Source organism: Nocardiopsis baichengensis YIM 90130 (assembly GCF_000341205.1).
Lineage (GTDB): Bacteria > Actinomycetota > Actinomycetes > Streptosporangiales > Streptosporangiaceae > Nocardiopsis_A > Nocardiopsis_A halophila.
Genome location: NZ_ANAS01000012.1, coordinates 43,098 through 57,289, shown reverse-complemented (window position 1 = coordinate 57,289; position 14,192 = coordinate 43,098). Strand labels below are relative to the sequence as shown.

The 14,192-nt window shown below is 74.7% G+C and carries 10 protein-coding genes; 4 read left to right on the top strand and 6 right to left on the bottom strand.

Features of this window, described 5'->3' with window-relative positions; translation table 11 throughout:
* Positions 1 to 46 precede the first annotated feature (46 nt).
* Genes C892_RS0111240 through C892_RS28780 form a run of 4 tightly spaced genes read left to right on the top strand, consistent with a single transcriptional unit; the run spans position 47 to position 8,242 of the window.
* Positions 47 to 1,600, top strand: coding sequence for a TIGR02677 family protein (locus tag C892_RS0111240; protein ID WP_017557266.1), 1,554 nt, complete (start codon positions 47 to 49; stop codon positions 1,598 to 1,600).
* Positions 1,597 to 2,811, top strand: coding sequence for a TIGR02678 family protein (locus C892_RS0111235; RefSeq protein WP_017557265.1), 1,215 nt, complete (start codon positions 1,597 to 1,599; stop codon positions 2,809 to 2,811). Before C892_RS0111240 ends, C892_RS0111235 begins: the two co-directional genes overlap by 4 nt.
* Positions 2,811 to 6,992 (top strand): TIGR02680 family protein, encoded by a 4,182-nt coding sequence (locus C892_RS0111230; protein WP_017557264.1) that lies wholly within the window; start codon positions 2,811 to 2,813, stop codon positions 6,990 to 6,992. The genes C892_RS0111235 and C892_RS0111230 overlap by 1 nt, the downstream gene beginning before the upstream one ends.
* A 26-nt stretch (positions 6,993 to 7,018) precedes the next feature.
* Positions 7,019 to 8,242, top strand: a complete 1,224-nt coding sequence (locus C892_RS28780) for a TIGR02679 family protein (protein WP_017557263.1) — start codon at positions 7,019 to 7,021, stop codon at positions 8,240 to 8,242.
* Positions 8,243 to 8,395: 153 nt separating this feature from the next.
* On the opposite strand, the gene C892_RS0111220 is transcribed toward C892_RS28780, so the two are convergent.
* The 6 genes from C892_RS0111220 to C892_RS0111195 form a co-directional block, all read right to left on the bottom strand.
* Positions 8,396 to 8,605: a hypothetical protein gene (locus C892_RS0111220; protein ID WP_017557262.1), complete on the bottom strand. Its 210-nt coding sequence runs from the start codon at positions 8,603 to 8,605 to the stop codon at positions 8,396 to 8,398.
* 163 nt (positions 8,606 to 8,768) lie between these two features.
* Positions 8,769 to 9,509 carry a siderophore-interacting protein gene (locus C892_RS0111215; protein ID WP_017557261.1) on the bottom strand — a complete coding sequence of 247 codons (741 nt, stop codon included), beginning with the start codon at positions 9,507 to 9,509 and terminating at the stop codon, positions 8,769 to 8,771.
* Positions 9,510 to 9,591: 82 nt separating this feature from the next.
* A complete protein-coding gene (locus C892_RS0111210) occupies positions 9,592 to 10,575 on the bottom strand; it encodes an alpha/beta hydrolase (protein ID WP_026124299.1) in 984 nt (327 codons plus the stop codon).
* Between the two features lie 360 nt (positions 10,576 to 10,935).
* Positions 10,936 to 11,721: a sulfite exporter TauE/SafE family protein gene (locus tag C892_RS0111205; protein WP_083934358.1), complete on the bottom strand. Its 786-nt coding sequence runs from the start codon at positions 11,719 to 11,721 to the stop codon at positions 10,936 to 10,938.
* Positions 11,722 to 11,773: 52 nt separating this feature from the next.
* Positions 11,774 to 12,379, bottom strand: a complete 606-nt coding sequence (locus C892_RS0111200; RefSeq protein ID WP_017557258.1) for a rhodanese-like domain-containing protein — start codon at positions 12,377 to 12,379, stop codon at positions 11,774 to 11,776.
* 356 nt (positions 12,380 to 12,735) lie between these two features.
* The gene (locus tag C892_RS0111195; RefSeq protein WP_017557257.1) at positions 12,736 to 14,130 is read right to left on the bottom strand and encodes an MBL fold metallo-hydrolase; all 1,395 of its coding nucleotides are present in this window, start codon (positions 14,128 to 14,130) and stop codon (positions 12,736 to 12,738) included.
* Positions 14,131 to 14,192: the final 62 nt, after the last annotated feature.

The following is a 14,192-nucleotide window of genomic DNA, read 5'->3' as shown; positions in this document are numbered from 1 at the left end:
ACCGGGCGCCGCATCCTGGAGCTCCCTCCCCCGCCGAAGGAGGTCGATGACCCCCTCGTCCGCCAGGCCGTTCGCCCACCTCGACGCTCCCCTGGCCGAGCTGTACCGGCGGGTCATGCGCACGTTCGTCGAGAACAAGCGGCGCTTCCTGGTCCACCTGCGCCCGGAGGACGTCGCCGACGCACTGCGCCGCGACGGCGGCTCCGAGACGGACCAGGAGACCGTGGACAAGGCCCTCACCAGCCTCGCCGACTGGGGGAACCTGCGCGCCGACCCCGACACCGGCCGGGTCACCACCGTCGAGGACTTCTACCGCGCCCGCTACCTCTACCAGCTCAGCCGTGAGGGCGAGGCCGCCGAGAAGGCCCTTGAGGTCTACGAGGAGGAGATCGGACGCCGCGGGGAGCTCCAGGCCGTCGCCTTGGAGGACATCCGCGTGCGGCTGCGCGCGCTGACCGAGCTCCCGGAGAACCCGGACCCCGCCATCGTCCACAACCTGCTGCTGGAACTGGCCAACCGTCTGGACAGCCTCGCGGCCAACGCGAGCGCGTTCATGAGCGGCCTGCAGCGCACCATCGACCTCCACGACGTGGACGAAGCGGCGTTCCTCGCTTACAAGGACCGGCTGATCACCTACCTGGAGCGCTTCGTCTCCGAACTGGTGGTCAAGCAGCACGACATCGCCACGACCCTGCGCGCACTGCCGCCCGAACGCACCGCCCGCCTGCTCGCTCTGGCCGCCGAGCGGGAGGCGGCCGACGCGGTCCCCGACGCGGGCGCCGCGACCGCGCAGCCGGCCCCGCTCGGTGCCGCCGTTTCCGAACGCCTCGCCTCCTGGGAGGCCCGGTGGTCCGGCCTCTGGTCGTGGTTCGTCGGCGGACGCGCCCACCCGTGCCAGGCCGACCTCCTGCGCACCCGCGCCCGCAAGGCCATCCCCGACCTGCTGACCGTCGTCAGCGTGCTGCAGGAGCGCCGGGCGGGGCGCAGCGACCGGTCCGCCGACTTCCGCACCCTGGCCCGGTGGTTCGCGCAGGTCCCCGGCGACGACGAGGCCCACCGGCTGTGGCGGGCGGCGTTCGGGCTGTCCACCTCCCGGCACCTGACCGCCGAGGCGGGCACCGCCCCCGCCGACGTGCCCGCGGCCACGAGCTGGCTCGACGCCCCCCGGGTTGAGGTCTCCGCGCGTTTGCGCTCGACCGGCCGGTACACCCGGCGCGGCGCCCCGCGCAAGGTCCACGACCGGAGCGCAGAGAAGGAGCGGCTGGCCCGCGAGATCGCCGCCGAGCGCGAGCAGACCGAACTCGCCCGCAAGCGCCTCGCGACCGGCCGCGCCACCCGCCTCAGCGACCTTGCGGCCCTGGACCGCGAGGAGTTCGCGCTGTTCCTGCGCCTGCTGGGGGACGCTCTGGCCGCGGGGCCGCCCGGCCCGGACGGGGTGGTCCGCACGCGCACCTCCGACGGGGCACTGTCCGTTGAACTGCGACCGGTCGGCGGGGTGGCCGTGGTGGAGGTCGAGGACGGCGTCCTTCGCGGACCCGACCACGAGATCACCGTCACCGACCTGCAGTCCGACGGGTCCGCGCCGGAGACCGACCGGTGAGCGGCGCGCTGACCGACGTCCTGGACGCCCAGCGGGACGAGGAGCGGCGCCGCGCCGTCCGCGCGCTGCTGCGGCGCCCCCTGCTCACCCCGCACGACACCGAGTACGCCCTGGTCCGCACGCACTCCGCCTACTTGGTGCAGTGGTTCGCCCGGGAGGCGGGCTGGTCGCTGTACACCGACGCGGGGGTCGCCCGGCTGCGGAAGGTCCCCGGTGACCTGTCCGACGGAACCCGGGCCGCGATGGTGCCCAGCGGAGGCAAGCAGATCCGCAGGCCGTTCAGCCGCCGCCGCTATGTGCTGGCCTGCCTGGCCTTCGCCGCACTGGAGCGGGCGGAGAGCCAGGTCACACTGGGCTGGCTGGTCGAGCGGGTCGCGGCACTGGCCGCGGACGAGGAGCTCTCCCAGGCCGGGATCACGTTCACCATGGAGGACCGCGAGGAGCGGACCGACCTGGCCGCCGTCGCACGCCTGCTGCTGTGGCTGGGCGTCCTCGCCCGCGTGGCCGGGGACGAGCAGGCGTTCATCGACCGCAGCGGCGACGTCCTGTACGACGTCGACCGGCACGTCCTCTCGGTGCTCCTGGCGACCCGCCGGGGGCCGTCCCTGGTGGCGGTGGAGGACCACGAGGGGCGGCTGGCGGCGATCACCGCCGACCCCGTCCCCGACACCGAGGAGGGGCGCAATCGGACCCTGCGCCATACGCTCACCCGGCGCCTGCTGGACGATCCCGTCCTCTACTACGCCGACCTGGCACCGGACGAGCGGTCGTACCTGGACGTCCAGCGCGGCCTGCTGCTCAAGCGGCTGACCGAGGGCACCGGGCTGCTGGCCGAGGTCCGCGCCGAGGGCATCGCGCTCATCGACCCCACACGGGAGGCGACCGACTACGGGATGCCCGAGGAGGGCACCGAGGGCCACGCCACGCTCCTGCTCGCCGAGTACCTGTCCGAGCGCCTCCATGACGGGGAGCGGGCGGCGACGGTCGCGGACGCCGAGCGCCGGATGGCCGAGCTCGCCGTCGAGCACAAGCACCACTGGCGCAAGAACGCCAAGGAGCCCGGTGCCGAACGGGCGCTGGCCTCCTACGCCCTGCACCGGCTCGCGGCCTTGGGGCTGGTCCGGCTCGACGGGGACGAGATCCGCCCGCTGCCCGCACTGGCCCGGTTCGGGTACGCGCCCCCCACCATCGTCGGAAAGAAGGACTCGTGATGGAGGAGACCGGCGGGACGGCCACCGGGACACCGGAGCTCCCGGTCCCCCGCACAGAGCGTTGGCAGCCCCTGCGCACGGGGATCATCGATCTGTTCTATTACGACTCTCAGGAGTTCTGGTTCCGGGACGGGCGTGTGCTGTTCCGCGGCAACAACGGCACCGGCAAGTCCAAGGTGCTGGCCCTGACGGTCCCGTTCCTGCTGGACGCCGACCTGAGCGCGAGCCGCGTCGAGCCCGACGGCGACCGCGGCAAGCGCATGGAGTGGAACCTGCTCATGGGGGGCCGCTACGACGAGCGGCTCGGGTACGCCTGGCTGGAGTTCGGCAGGGTCGGTGAGAACGGCGACCCCGAGTTCCTCACCGTCGGCGCCGGCCTGAAGGCCGTGGCCGGCCGGGGGATGGCCGGCAAGTGGTTCTTCACCACCTCCCAACGCATCGGCCGTGACCTGTTCCTCATCGGGCCCGCCGGCGCCGCGCTGTCCAAGGACCGCTTGGAGGCGGCGGTCGAGGGTCACGGGCGTGTAGTCGAGCGCGCCGAGCAGTACCGGCGGATGCTCGACGAGCATCTGTTCCACCTCGGTGAAGAGCGCTATGCGGCGATGGTCAACCTGCTCATCCAGCTCCGCCAGCCACAGCTGTCCAAGCGGCCCGACGAGAAGCGGCTGTCCCAGGCGCTCACCGAAGCGCTCACCCCGCTCGACCAGGCCGTGCTCAGCGACATCGCCACCGCCTTCCACGACCTGGAGCAGCAGCGGACCGAGCTGGACGGGCTCCGCGACACGCACCGCGGAGTGGTCGGCTTCCTCAAGCGGTACCGCCGGTACGCCTCGGTGGCGGCGCGGCGCCAGGCCGCCGAGCTGCGCAGCGCACAGCACGGATACGAGGACCTGCAGCGCGCCCTCGCCGCGGTCCGCGACGAGGTGGAGCGCGCCGACCAGGAGGAGCGCGAGGCCGCCGAACGGCTGGAGCAGGCCGGTACCGACCGCGCGCAGCAGGGCGCCCTGCTCGACGAGCTGCGCACCGACCCCCGGCTGAAGGACCTGGCCGACGCCGAGCGGCGCGCCGCGGAGGCCGCCGATGCCGCCCGGCGCGCCCGCTCCGCAGCGGACCGGGCCGCGCAGGTCCTCGACGAGCGCACGCGGCGCCGCGACACGGCCGCCGCGTCCGCGCAGGAGAGCGCGGCCGGGGTCGCGAAGGCGCGCCGCCCCGCCGACGGCGCCGCCGAGCGGGCCGGAATCGGCGGCCTCCACGCGCAGATCGCCTTCGGGCCCGCCGAGGACGCCGCCCCCGACGCGCCGCCGGACGCCGCGCCGGCCGCGGACCCGGACGCCGTACTGGACACCGCCGAGCGCGAGGCGGCGCGCATCGCCGACATCCGGGCCGAGGCCGCCGCACACGTGCAAGGGCTGGCGGAGGAGGCGGCCCGTGCGGAGGGCGAGGTGGTCCAGGCGCGCCGCACGCTGGCCGGGCGCGAGGCGGACCGGGACGCCGCCGGCGACGGCTTGGACGAGGCGCAGGACTCCCTGGCCGAGGCCGTCCGCGAGCACATCGGGCAGTGGCGCTCCTACCAGCGGTCGCTGACCGAGCTGAGCCTGCCCGCCCCGGAGGAGACGGGGGTCGAGGAGTGGGCCGAGACGCTCGACGGGCCGCACCCCATGCGGACGGCCGTCCGGGAGGCGTCCGGGGCCGTGCACCGCTCCCTTGCATCCGCGGAGGCACAGGCCGAGGCACGCGCCAGCGCGGCCGAGGCGGAGCTGGGCGAGCTGGCCGCCGAGCGGGAGCTGCTCGAAGCGGGCGCGACCGAGCGCCCGCCGTCCCCGCACACCCGCGGTGCGGACGTCCGCACCGGCCCCGGGGCCGCGCTCTGGCAGGCCGTCGACTTCCTTCCGGGCCTTGACGCCGAGGAGCGGGCCGGACTGGAGGCGGCCCTGGAGGCATCCGGCCTCCTCGACGCCTGGATCACCCCGGGCGGCGCCGTGCTCGACGGGCGCACCCACGACGTCCTGCTCACCGCCGGGCGCCCGGCCGGGCGCCCGCTCACCGGCGCGCTCCGCCCTGCCATCGACCCCGACGACGCACAGGCCCGAGCGCTCTCCCCGGAGGCGGTGGCGGACGTGCTGTCAGGGATCGGCCTCGGGGAACAGGACGCCCGCGCGTGGGTGGATCCCGCCGGACGGTGGAGCGTCGGTCCGCTGAGCGGGGCGTGGTCCAAGGACACGGCGCGCTACGTGGGCGCAGGGGCTCGGGAGGAGGCGCGCCGCCTCCGTCTGGCCGAGCTGGCGCGGCTCACGGGGGAGGCCCAGGGGCGGCTCGCCGAAGCACGGTCCGCCGCGGACGCGGTCCGCGCGCGCGGCCGCGACCTCGCCGACGAGCTCGCCCGCGAACCCTCCGACCAGGGGCTGCGGGACGCGCACAGCGCCGTGGCCGGCGCGTCCCGGCATCTGCGGACGGCCCAGGAGCGGGTGGAACGGGCGGTCGGGGAGCTCGACCGGGCCAAGCACGAGCACACGGAAGCCTCCCTCGGACGCGATATCGCCGCCCGGGACGCCGGTCTGCCCGCCGACCTGGAGGGGCTGACGGCCGTGCGCGACGCGCTGGAGGAGTACCGGCGCCGAGTCGGGGCGCTGCTGTCGGCCGCCCGCAGGCACGCCGACCGCCTCGCCGACCTGCGGACCTGGACCGAGGAGTTCACCGCGGCGGCCGAATCCGCCCAGGAGGCCGACGGCCAGGCGAGCGCGGCCCAGGTCCGCGCGGCCGAGGAACAGGGGCGGCTGGAGGCCCTCCAGGAGGCGATCGGCGCCTCGGTCACCGAGCTGCGGGACCGGCTCGACGCCGCACAGCGGCGCGTCGCCGAGCTCGACGCCGCGATCGGCGAACTGGACAAGGAGCAGCGGCGGGCCGAGCAGGCCCGGGCCAAGGCCGAAGGGCGGGCGGAGGAGCTCACCGCGAATCTGGACCAGGAGGAGAGGCGCCGCGACGACGCGATCGCCGGGTTTCGCCGCTTCGTCGCCACCGGGCTCCTCCGGTTGGCCTGCGATGTCACTCCCCCTCCCGAGGAGGGACCGTGGGCGGCGGCGCCCGCCGTCCGGCTCGCCCGCGAGACCGAGGCGGCGCTGCGCGACGTCGACAGCGGCGACGAGGACTGGCGCCGGGCCCAGGACAGCATCACCCGCTCCTACTCCGAGCTGGCCGAGGCCCTGTCCCGCCAGGGCCACCACGCCCTGGCCGGGCTCGACGACTGGTTCGTGGTCACGGTGCAGTTCCAGGGGCGCGAACGCGCCCCCGCCGAGCTGGAGGAGCTGCTGGAGGGCGAGATCTCCCACCGGGAGGAGCTGCTCACCGCCAAGGAGCGGGACCTGCTGGAGGAGCATCTGGTCAGCGATGTCGCCGGCCACCTGCAGCAGCTCATCGCCGACGCCGAGGAGCAGGTGGCCTCCATGAACGCCGAGTTGGAGGAGCGCCCCACGTCCACCGGCATGAAGCTGCGGCTGCGCTGGGAGCCCAGCCCGGACGGGCCCGCGGGGCTGGCCCAGGCCCGGGCGCGGCTGCTGCGGCAGAACGCCGACCTGTGGTCGCCCGACGACCGGGCGGCCGTCGGCGAGTTCCTGCAGCGCGAGATCGAGCGGACCCGCTCCGCGGACGAGCACGGCGGAACCTGGCAGGAGCACCTGCGCCGGGCACTGGACTACCGGTCGTGGCACCGCTTCGTCATCGAGCGCTTCCAGGACGGCCGATGGCGCAGCGCCGTCGGCCCGGCGTCCGGCGGCGAACGGGTGCTGACGGTGTCGCTGCCGCTGTTCGCTGCGGCCTCGGCCCACTACCGTTCGGCGCACCGGCACGCGCCGCGGCTCGTGGCGCTGGACGAGGCGTTCGCCGGCGTCGACGACGACGCCCGCGCCAAGTGCCTGGGGCTGCTGGCCACCTTCGACCTGGACGTGGCGATGACCTCGGAGCGGGAGTGGGGGTTCTACGGCACCGTTCCGGGGCTGGCCGCCCACCACCTGGTGCGGCGCGAAGGGGTCGCGGCCGTGCATGTGTCCACCTGGGAGTGGGACGGCTTCGGAGCGGCCCGGGCCGACCGCCCGGACAGCGCCCGCGAGCCGCGGCCGGGCAGCGGCGGCACCGCGGGCGCGCCGGCGGCGGAGGCTGCGGAGGCGGCGACCGGGAGCCTGTTCTGAGCGGCGCGGGAGCAGCGGGAGCATCCGTGGACGCCGAGCGGCTGCGCCGCACACTGGGGGACCCGTCACTGGAGCGGCTGGTCGAGCGGTTGGCCCGCCGGATCGAGCTCGGGCGGCCGCTGACCGGGTCGGTACGGCTCCCGCAGCCGTCCCCGGCCGAGCTGCGCGCGGTGCGCGCCCTACTCGGGTCGGCACGGGCCGGGGGTTCCGGATCGGTCGCGGTGCCGCTGTCCCGGCTCGCCGATGCCCTCGCCGCCGCGGGGATCGCGACCGACCTGCGGTCGGCCGTGGAGGCACTGGCCGGCCCCATCACACCGCGGTCCGAGGCCGCCGCGTCCGAGGAGGCGGCGCGGCGCGCCGCCGAAGAGGCGCTGGAGGCGGGGCGGCACTCCGGAGAGGCCTGGTTCCAGGACTGGGCCAGGGCCGTCCTGGCGGACGGCACTCTCACCCGCCTGATCCGGAAAGGGGACGGGGAGCTGCTCGCGGCCGCCGTCGCCGTACTCGACCTGCTGCCCGCCTCCGGGACGCCGCTGCCGGTGCTCGCCGAACGGGCGACGGGGGACACCAAGGCGCTGTCCGGCACACCGCTCGCGGGCCTCGTCCTGCGCGCTCTGGCCCATCGGAGCGATTCGGAGCCTGCGCAGGACGGCGAGGACGAGCGCGCCCTGTGGGAGTCGGCGGGGGGCATCACCGACGACCTCTCCAGCCACGTGCTGGTCCTGGGCCTACGCGCGCGGGACGCGCCCCCGCTCTCCGACTGGCTGACGCAGGCCGCCGAGCGGCACACCCCCTTCCGGGCCACGCTGCACCAGATCGTCACGATGCCGATCGTTCCCGCGGCCGATGCGGTCTTCGTATGTGAGAACCCGTCGGTACTGCGGGCGGCCGTCTCCGCACCCCCGGGAGCACCGCTGGTGTGCACAGAAGGGGTCCCGTCCGCCGCCTGCCGACGGCTGCTGCGGATGCTCGCCGACAGGGGCGCCGCCATCCGGTGGCGCGGCGATTTCGACTGGACCGGCCTGCGGACGACGTCCGACGCCGTCGACCGCTACGGCGCCGATCCATGGCGGATGTCGGCCGCCGAGTACACGCGCGCGCTGGAACGCGGCGACTCCGAACCCTTGCGCGGCGCACCGGCCGAGAGCCCGTGGGAGCCCGCACTCGCCGAGCGCATGCGGGAGGCCGAGCGCGCGGTCATGGAAGAGAGGATGATCCCGCTCCTGCTCAGGGACCTGGCGGACGGCGCGTAGCGGAATGCCGCACCGCGCTCTTCCTCCTCTCCGCGGCTCTGCTTTCCCGAGGCCAGGATTCCGCCCTGCCTCCGAGGCATCGAGCCGACGCCCGGCGGGAGGGGCGGGACGGAACGAGCGGGGCCGGGACACCCGGAAATACCCCGGCCCCGGTCATTTCCGGTCGGAACGGGACGGGGCGCGGCGCTTGAGGACCCAGGTCGCGTAGAGCACGTAGGCCGCGGTGGTCGCGACCAGCAAGAAGACGAGCGTCGCGACGTCGAGCCCCACCCCGCCGGTGATCATGCCGAGGAGCAGGAGGAGCGACACCGTGCCCGGGTCGATGACGACGGCCCCGACGAGGAGGAGGGCGACGGCGCGCACTACCCACCTCCCGGCGGCCGCATCCGGCCCGACCCCCGTTGATCTCGGGGAAGTCGGCCTTAAGAAGGCCTTCTTAAGGCCGACTTCCCCGAGATCAACGACGACAAGGGGGCACCGGGGGCACGGGACGTGACACCACGGCAGCGGATGCGACTGGGCCCCCTCAGTCGCGCTTCGGGGCTCCGCCCATGGAGCGGCCCTTGATCCAGTAGCCCCGGGCCGTGACCGCCTCCTTGGGGAGGCCGCAGGTGTCGCGCAGGAGAGTGCGCACGCGCTTGGTGGTGCCGACGTCCGTGGCCACCCACGCCCTCCACCCGTCGAGTTCGCCCTTCAGCGCCTCGACCGCCTTCGGCAGCCCGTCCTCCTCCACGACCCAGGTGAGTTCGTCGCCCTCGCGCACTGCGGTGGGCAGGTCCATATCCTCGACATGCCGGCGCTGGAGGAGCACGCGCGCGCGGGTCCGCTCAGGCAGTGCGCGCAGGATGTCGTTGATCGCGGGGAGCGATGCGGGGTCCCCGACGAGCAGGTACCCGGCGGGAGCCGGGTCCGGGACCGAGAAGGACTTGCCCGGGTAGACGGTCGCCTTGAGGCGGTCCCCCTTTTCCGCCGCGCGCGCCCAGTCGGAGGCCAGGCTCCCCCCGTCGTGCAGGACGAACTCGACGGAGAACTCCCCGTTCTCCCGGTCCACGTCGGTGACGGTATATCCGCGCTGGTACTCCTCGCCCCCGCTGGGGAACCAGAGCCGCAGCCAGAAACCCGGAGGGGTGGCGTGTTCGGCGAGCAGGTCGGGGCCGTGGAAGCGGACCCTGCGGTAGTTGGGCGTCACGTCGGCGGCGCCCTGCACCGTGATCCAGTGGTCGGGGGCCCTCAGCACCCGCAGAACGGCGCGTTCGAACCGGCTCATTCGGTCCCCTCTCCGGGAGGCGTCGACGACGACGGCGGTCGATATTAGGTGAGCCTAATCTAACTTGCCATCGCGCCGAGGTCTACCGCCCCAGGACCCGCCTCAGCCAGCTGAGCCGGGCGTCGCGCGCCGCACGGGACACGGCCGCGCCGGGGGCCGTCCAGTCGTAGCCGTGGAAGCCGCCCGCCCACACGTGCAGTTCCGCCTGCCCGCCCGCCGCCCAGAGGGCGGAGGCATAGGCGGCGGCCTCGTCGCGGAAGCCCTCCGCCGAGCCGACGTCGATGAAGGCCTGCGGGAGGCCGGACAGGTCCCCGGCCCGGGCGGGGGCGGCGTACGGAGAGACGTCCGGACCGCCGGCCGCCTCGCCGAGCAGGGCCGTCCAGCCGACGTGGTTGGCCGGGCGGTCCCACATGCCGAGTCCGTCCATCTGCCGCATGGAGACGCTGTCGTTGCGGTCGTCGAGCATGGGGCACAGGAGCATCTGCCCCTTGAGGTCCGGGCCCTTGCGGTCGCGGGCCATCAGGGCCAGCGCGGCGGCCAGGCCGCCGCCGGCGCTCCCCCCGCCGACGACGATCCGGTCAGGGTCGACGCCAATGGCGTCGGCGTTCTCCGCCGTCCAGAGCAGCCCGGCGTAGCAGTCCTCGACGGGTGCCGGGTGCGGATGCTCAGGAGCCAGCCGGTACTCGACCGAGACGACCGCGAACCCCTCCTCCGCGGCCCAGGAGACCACTTCCGGCATGCCGAGCCGGTTGTCGCCGATGACCATCCCCCCGCCGTGCGAGTAGTACAGCGCGGGGACCGGGCCGTCCACGACGGCCGGACGGCAGATCAGCAGAGAGATGTCGGGACCCCCGTCCGCCCCGGGGACCGTGCGCTCCTCGACGTCGATGGCGCCGCCGCGCCGCAGTTCCTCGTCGGCCACCGCACCGACCTCGGCGTAGGCGGCGCGGATGGCGGCGATCTGGTCCAGGTTTTCGAGGGGCGGGCCCACAGCGCGCGCGGCGCGCAGAGCCGGCACCACCTCGGCGTCGAACGGCACGGGCGGCGGCACAGGGCGATCGGGCATGAGGTCCTCCTCGGGCTGCTCGAAGCACCTGGATCGTAAGCCCCCTCCCCCGGTGGGAAGGAAGAGGCCTGTCCGAGCACGGCCTGCCTGAGCACAGTTGCCAGGTGCCGCGGTCATGATTTCACCGGCCCCGCGCTCGCAGGGTCGGTCGCGCACCGGGCCGAGGAGCCTCGGAAGCCGTCACCAGCCACGGCACCAGCACCGTGCTGCCCACTGGAGCCCGCTCGTGAGCGGCCGTGAGGATCTGTGGCCGCTGATCCGCACAGAGCGGGCGGCGCAGGCCGACGACCTGTCGGACCTGGCCGAGGGGAGGCGGGCGCCACTGCCCCGTACCGGACGCGGCGGGCGCCGACCGCTCGGTCACCCTGCCAGGAGTTCGGGCCGCAGCAGGACCGCGCCCGCCACGGCCGCCGCGACGGCCAGGACGAGGACGGCGAAGGCCCGCTTCAGCCGCTCGGCGGGGATCCGGCGGGCCAAACGCCCCATCACCAGGGACGACACCACCGCCGCGGCCGCGAACACGGCCACCGTGCCCGCCCCCTCCAGGGGCGCCGAACCCCAGTGCGCGACCAGCCCGGACGCGGAGTTGAGCGCCACCACCAGCAGCGAGGTCGCCACGGCCTCGGCCGCGTCCAGCCCCAGGAGCAGGGCCAGCGCGGGCACCACGACGAACCCGCCGCCCACCCCGAACAGCCCGGTGAGCAGGCCGACCGCGGCCCCGGCGGCGGCCGCCTTGGGCAGGCAGGAGCGCCAGTCCACCCCGCCCGAGCGGGTGCGGCACGCCCCGCCCCCGCCCGGCGACGCGACGAGCATGCGCACGGCGACCGCGACCATCACGGCCGCGAAGCCGAGCATCAGCCACTGCTCCGGGAGCCGCTGCCCGATCGCCGTCCCCGCGAACGCCGCCGGGATCCCCGGGACGGCGAACGCCAGGGCGACGCGCCAGCGGATGACGCCCTGCCGCAGACGCGGCAGGACCCCGGCCACCGACGAGGCCCCGACCACGGCGAGCGATGCGGGGATGGCGGCGTGGACCGACAGGCCGACACCGAACACCAGGGCGGGAACGGCGAGGATCGACCCGCCCGCCCCGAGGACCCCCATGAGGGCGCCGATGGCCAGTCCGGACAGGAGCGCCGCTAACACGGCCGCCCCCGCGCGCTCTCGGGTACGCGGGCGCGGACGCGGCAGACGGCGCTCACCGGGAGCCCCCGGCGGCCGGGCCGGTCAGCGCCGTGAGCATCGTCCCCGAATCGCAGGACACGGCGCGGTTCCACGGCATCAGCGCCAAGACGCGGGCCATCCCGCAGGTGTCGGTGACCGCCGCGAACACCAGCCCCGCTCCGATGATCGCGGCGATCCAGGTCAGCGGAGGGAAGGCGAGGCCGGCGAGGACCGACACCAGGACGATCGCCCCGGCCGTGAAGCGGACCTGCCGCTCCATGGACCAGGTGCCGCGCCCCTTCTCGACCGGCGCGCCCGCCGTCTCCCAGGCGGTGACACCGCCCTGGAGCACGCTGATGCCGGTCAGACCGGCCGCGTCGACCAGCTTGCGCGCCTCGTCGGCACGCATGCCGGAACGGCAGACCAGCACGACCGGGTCGGAGTGGTCGGCCGTGAGCTCGTTGCGGTGCTCCTGCAGCAGGTTCAGGGGAACGTTGTAGGAGCCGGGGATGTGCACTGAGGCGAACTCGCCCGGAGTCCGCACATCGATCAGGCGCACGCGGGGGTCGTTCTCTCTCAGCGCTCGCAGCTCGTCGACGGTGAGGGCGGCGGAGTGGGCGGAGGGAATGGACTCGTTCATGGTTCCTCGATCTCGGTGCTCAGGATTCGGGGTGGGGGGGCAGGGAGCGGGTCGGGGACAGTGATGGCGGCCGGACGGGGACCGGCGATCGAGAGTGGTGAATTCACCACTCCACGCCGCCGATAGTGGTGATTCCGCCACTCTCGATCCACTTGGAGGGCACGCGGCGCGGGCCGGGTATCTCGGCACAGCGCACGCGCACAGGACGGGCGGCCGATGCGGTGCGGCGGACCGCCCCGCCAGGGCGGTCGAGGTGACGGCTGCGTCGCGCTCCCTGAGCGTCGGACCGTCCGCCGCTCCAGCGCCTCCGACGGCCGCCATCGCGAGGGGCCTCAGGGGCCTACGGGACAGGACCTTCACGCCACCGCCATCGGAACGCCCTCGGACTCGGCCCGGTCGAAGGCGTCGTCCACGAGCACGACCCGGCGCCCGGCGCGCGCCAGGAGCGACGCCGCCGCCGTGGCGCGGTATCCGCTGCCGCAGTGCACCCACACCGCGCCGTGCGGGACGTCGTCCATGCGTCCCGCCAGCTCGGGCAGCGGGATGTGCACGGCACCGCGCACGTGCGAGGCGTCCCATTCGTTCTTCAGGCGCACGTCGAGCACGACGTCGGGGGCGGGAAGACCGTCGGGGACCGCGCCGTCCATGGCCGAGGCCAGGCCGTCGAAGGTGGCCGTCGGCAGGGAGCGGAGCTGGTCGGGCGAGGCCGCAAGCTCCTCGGGCGTACCCGCGGCAGCGGCGGCGATGCGGTCGATGCCGATCCGCACCAGTTCGCGCCGGGCCTGCGCGACCTGGTCGGGCGTCTCGCCGAGCAGGGTGACGGGGGCGCCCCACTCGATCATCCATCCGAGCCAGGTGGCCATCGGCCCGTCCAACCCCAGGCTCACGGTCCCGGCCAGGTGGGAGCCGACGTAGGCCTTGCGGTTGCGCAGGTCCACCACCCACTCGCCGCGCTCCAGGCGGTCGCGCAGCTCCTGCGGGTCGGCCTGGACCGGCGTGCGCAGGTCGACCGGCTCGGGCCCGGCGAGGTTGGCCACGCCCATGTGGGCGTAGTAGGCGGGGTAGGCGTCGAGCCCGGCCAGCGTCTCGTGGACGAATTCGTCGGCGGCCAGGCGTAGGGCGGGGTTGATCTGCTTCTCCCGGCCGAGGGTGGAGTCGTCGCCGGAGGCCTGGGTGGCCGAGCAGAAGCTGCCGAAGCCGTGAGTGGGCCACACCCGCACGCCGTCGGGCAGCAGCTCGGCGAGGCGGCGCGCGGAGGCGTGCTGGTGGCGGGCCAGGTCCTCGGCGTGGTGGTGGCCGAGCAGGTCGGTGCGGCCGGTGGTGCCGAACAGCAGGGACCCGCCGGTGAACACGCCTTCGGGGCCGTCCGGGCCGTCGAGGGCGTAGGAGAGGTGGTGGAAGGTGTGCCCGGGGGTGGCCAGGACCTTCACCCGCATGGACGACGAGACCTCCACGACGTCGCCGTCGGCCAGCGGGACGCGTTCGAAGGGGACCTCGTCGGCGGCGGCGACCCCGTACGCGGCACCGGTCAGCCGGGAGAGCTCCAGCCCGCCGGAGACGTAGTCGTTGTGGATGTGGGTCTCCAGGACGTGGGTGATGCGCACGCCCAGGCGGCCGGCCAGGGCGAGGATGCGGTCGACGTCGCGCTGGGGGTCGACCACGAGGGCGGCCTCGCCGTCGGTCGCGAGGTAGCTGCGGTCCCCCAGGGACGAGGTGCTGATGACGTGGACGTCGTTGGCCTGCGCCGTCATGTCGGCCTCCGTATCGGTGAAGTCGGTCGGTGGGGCGGGCCGGGGATCGGCTCGGGGCGGCA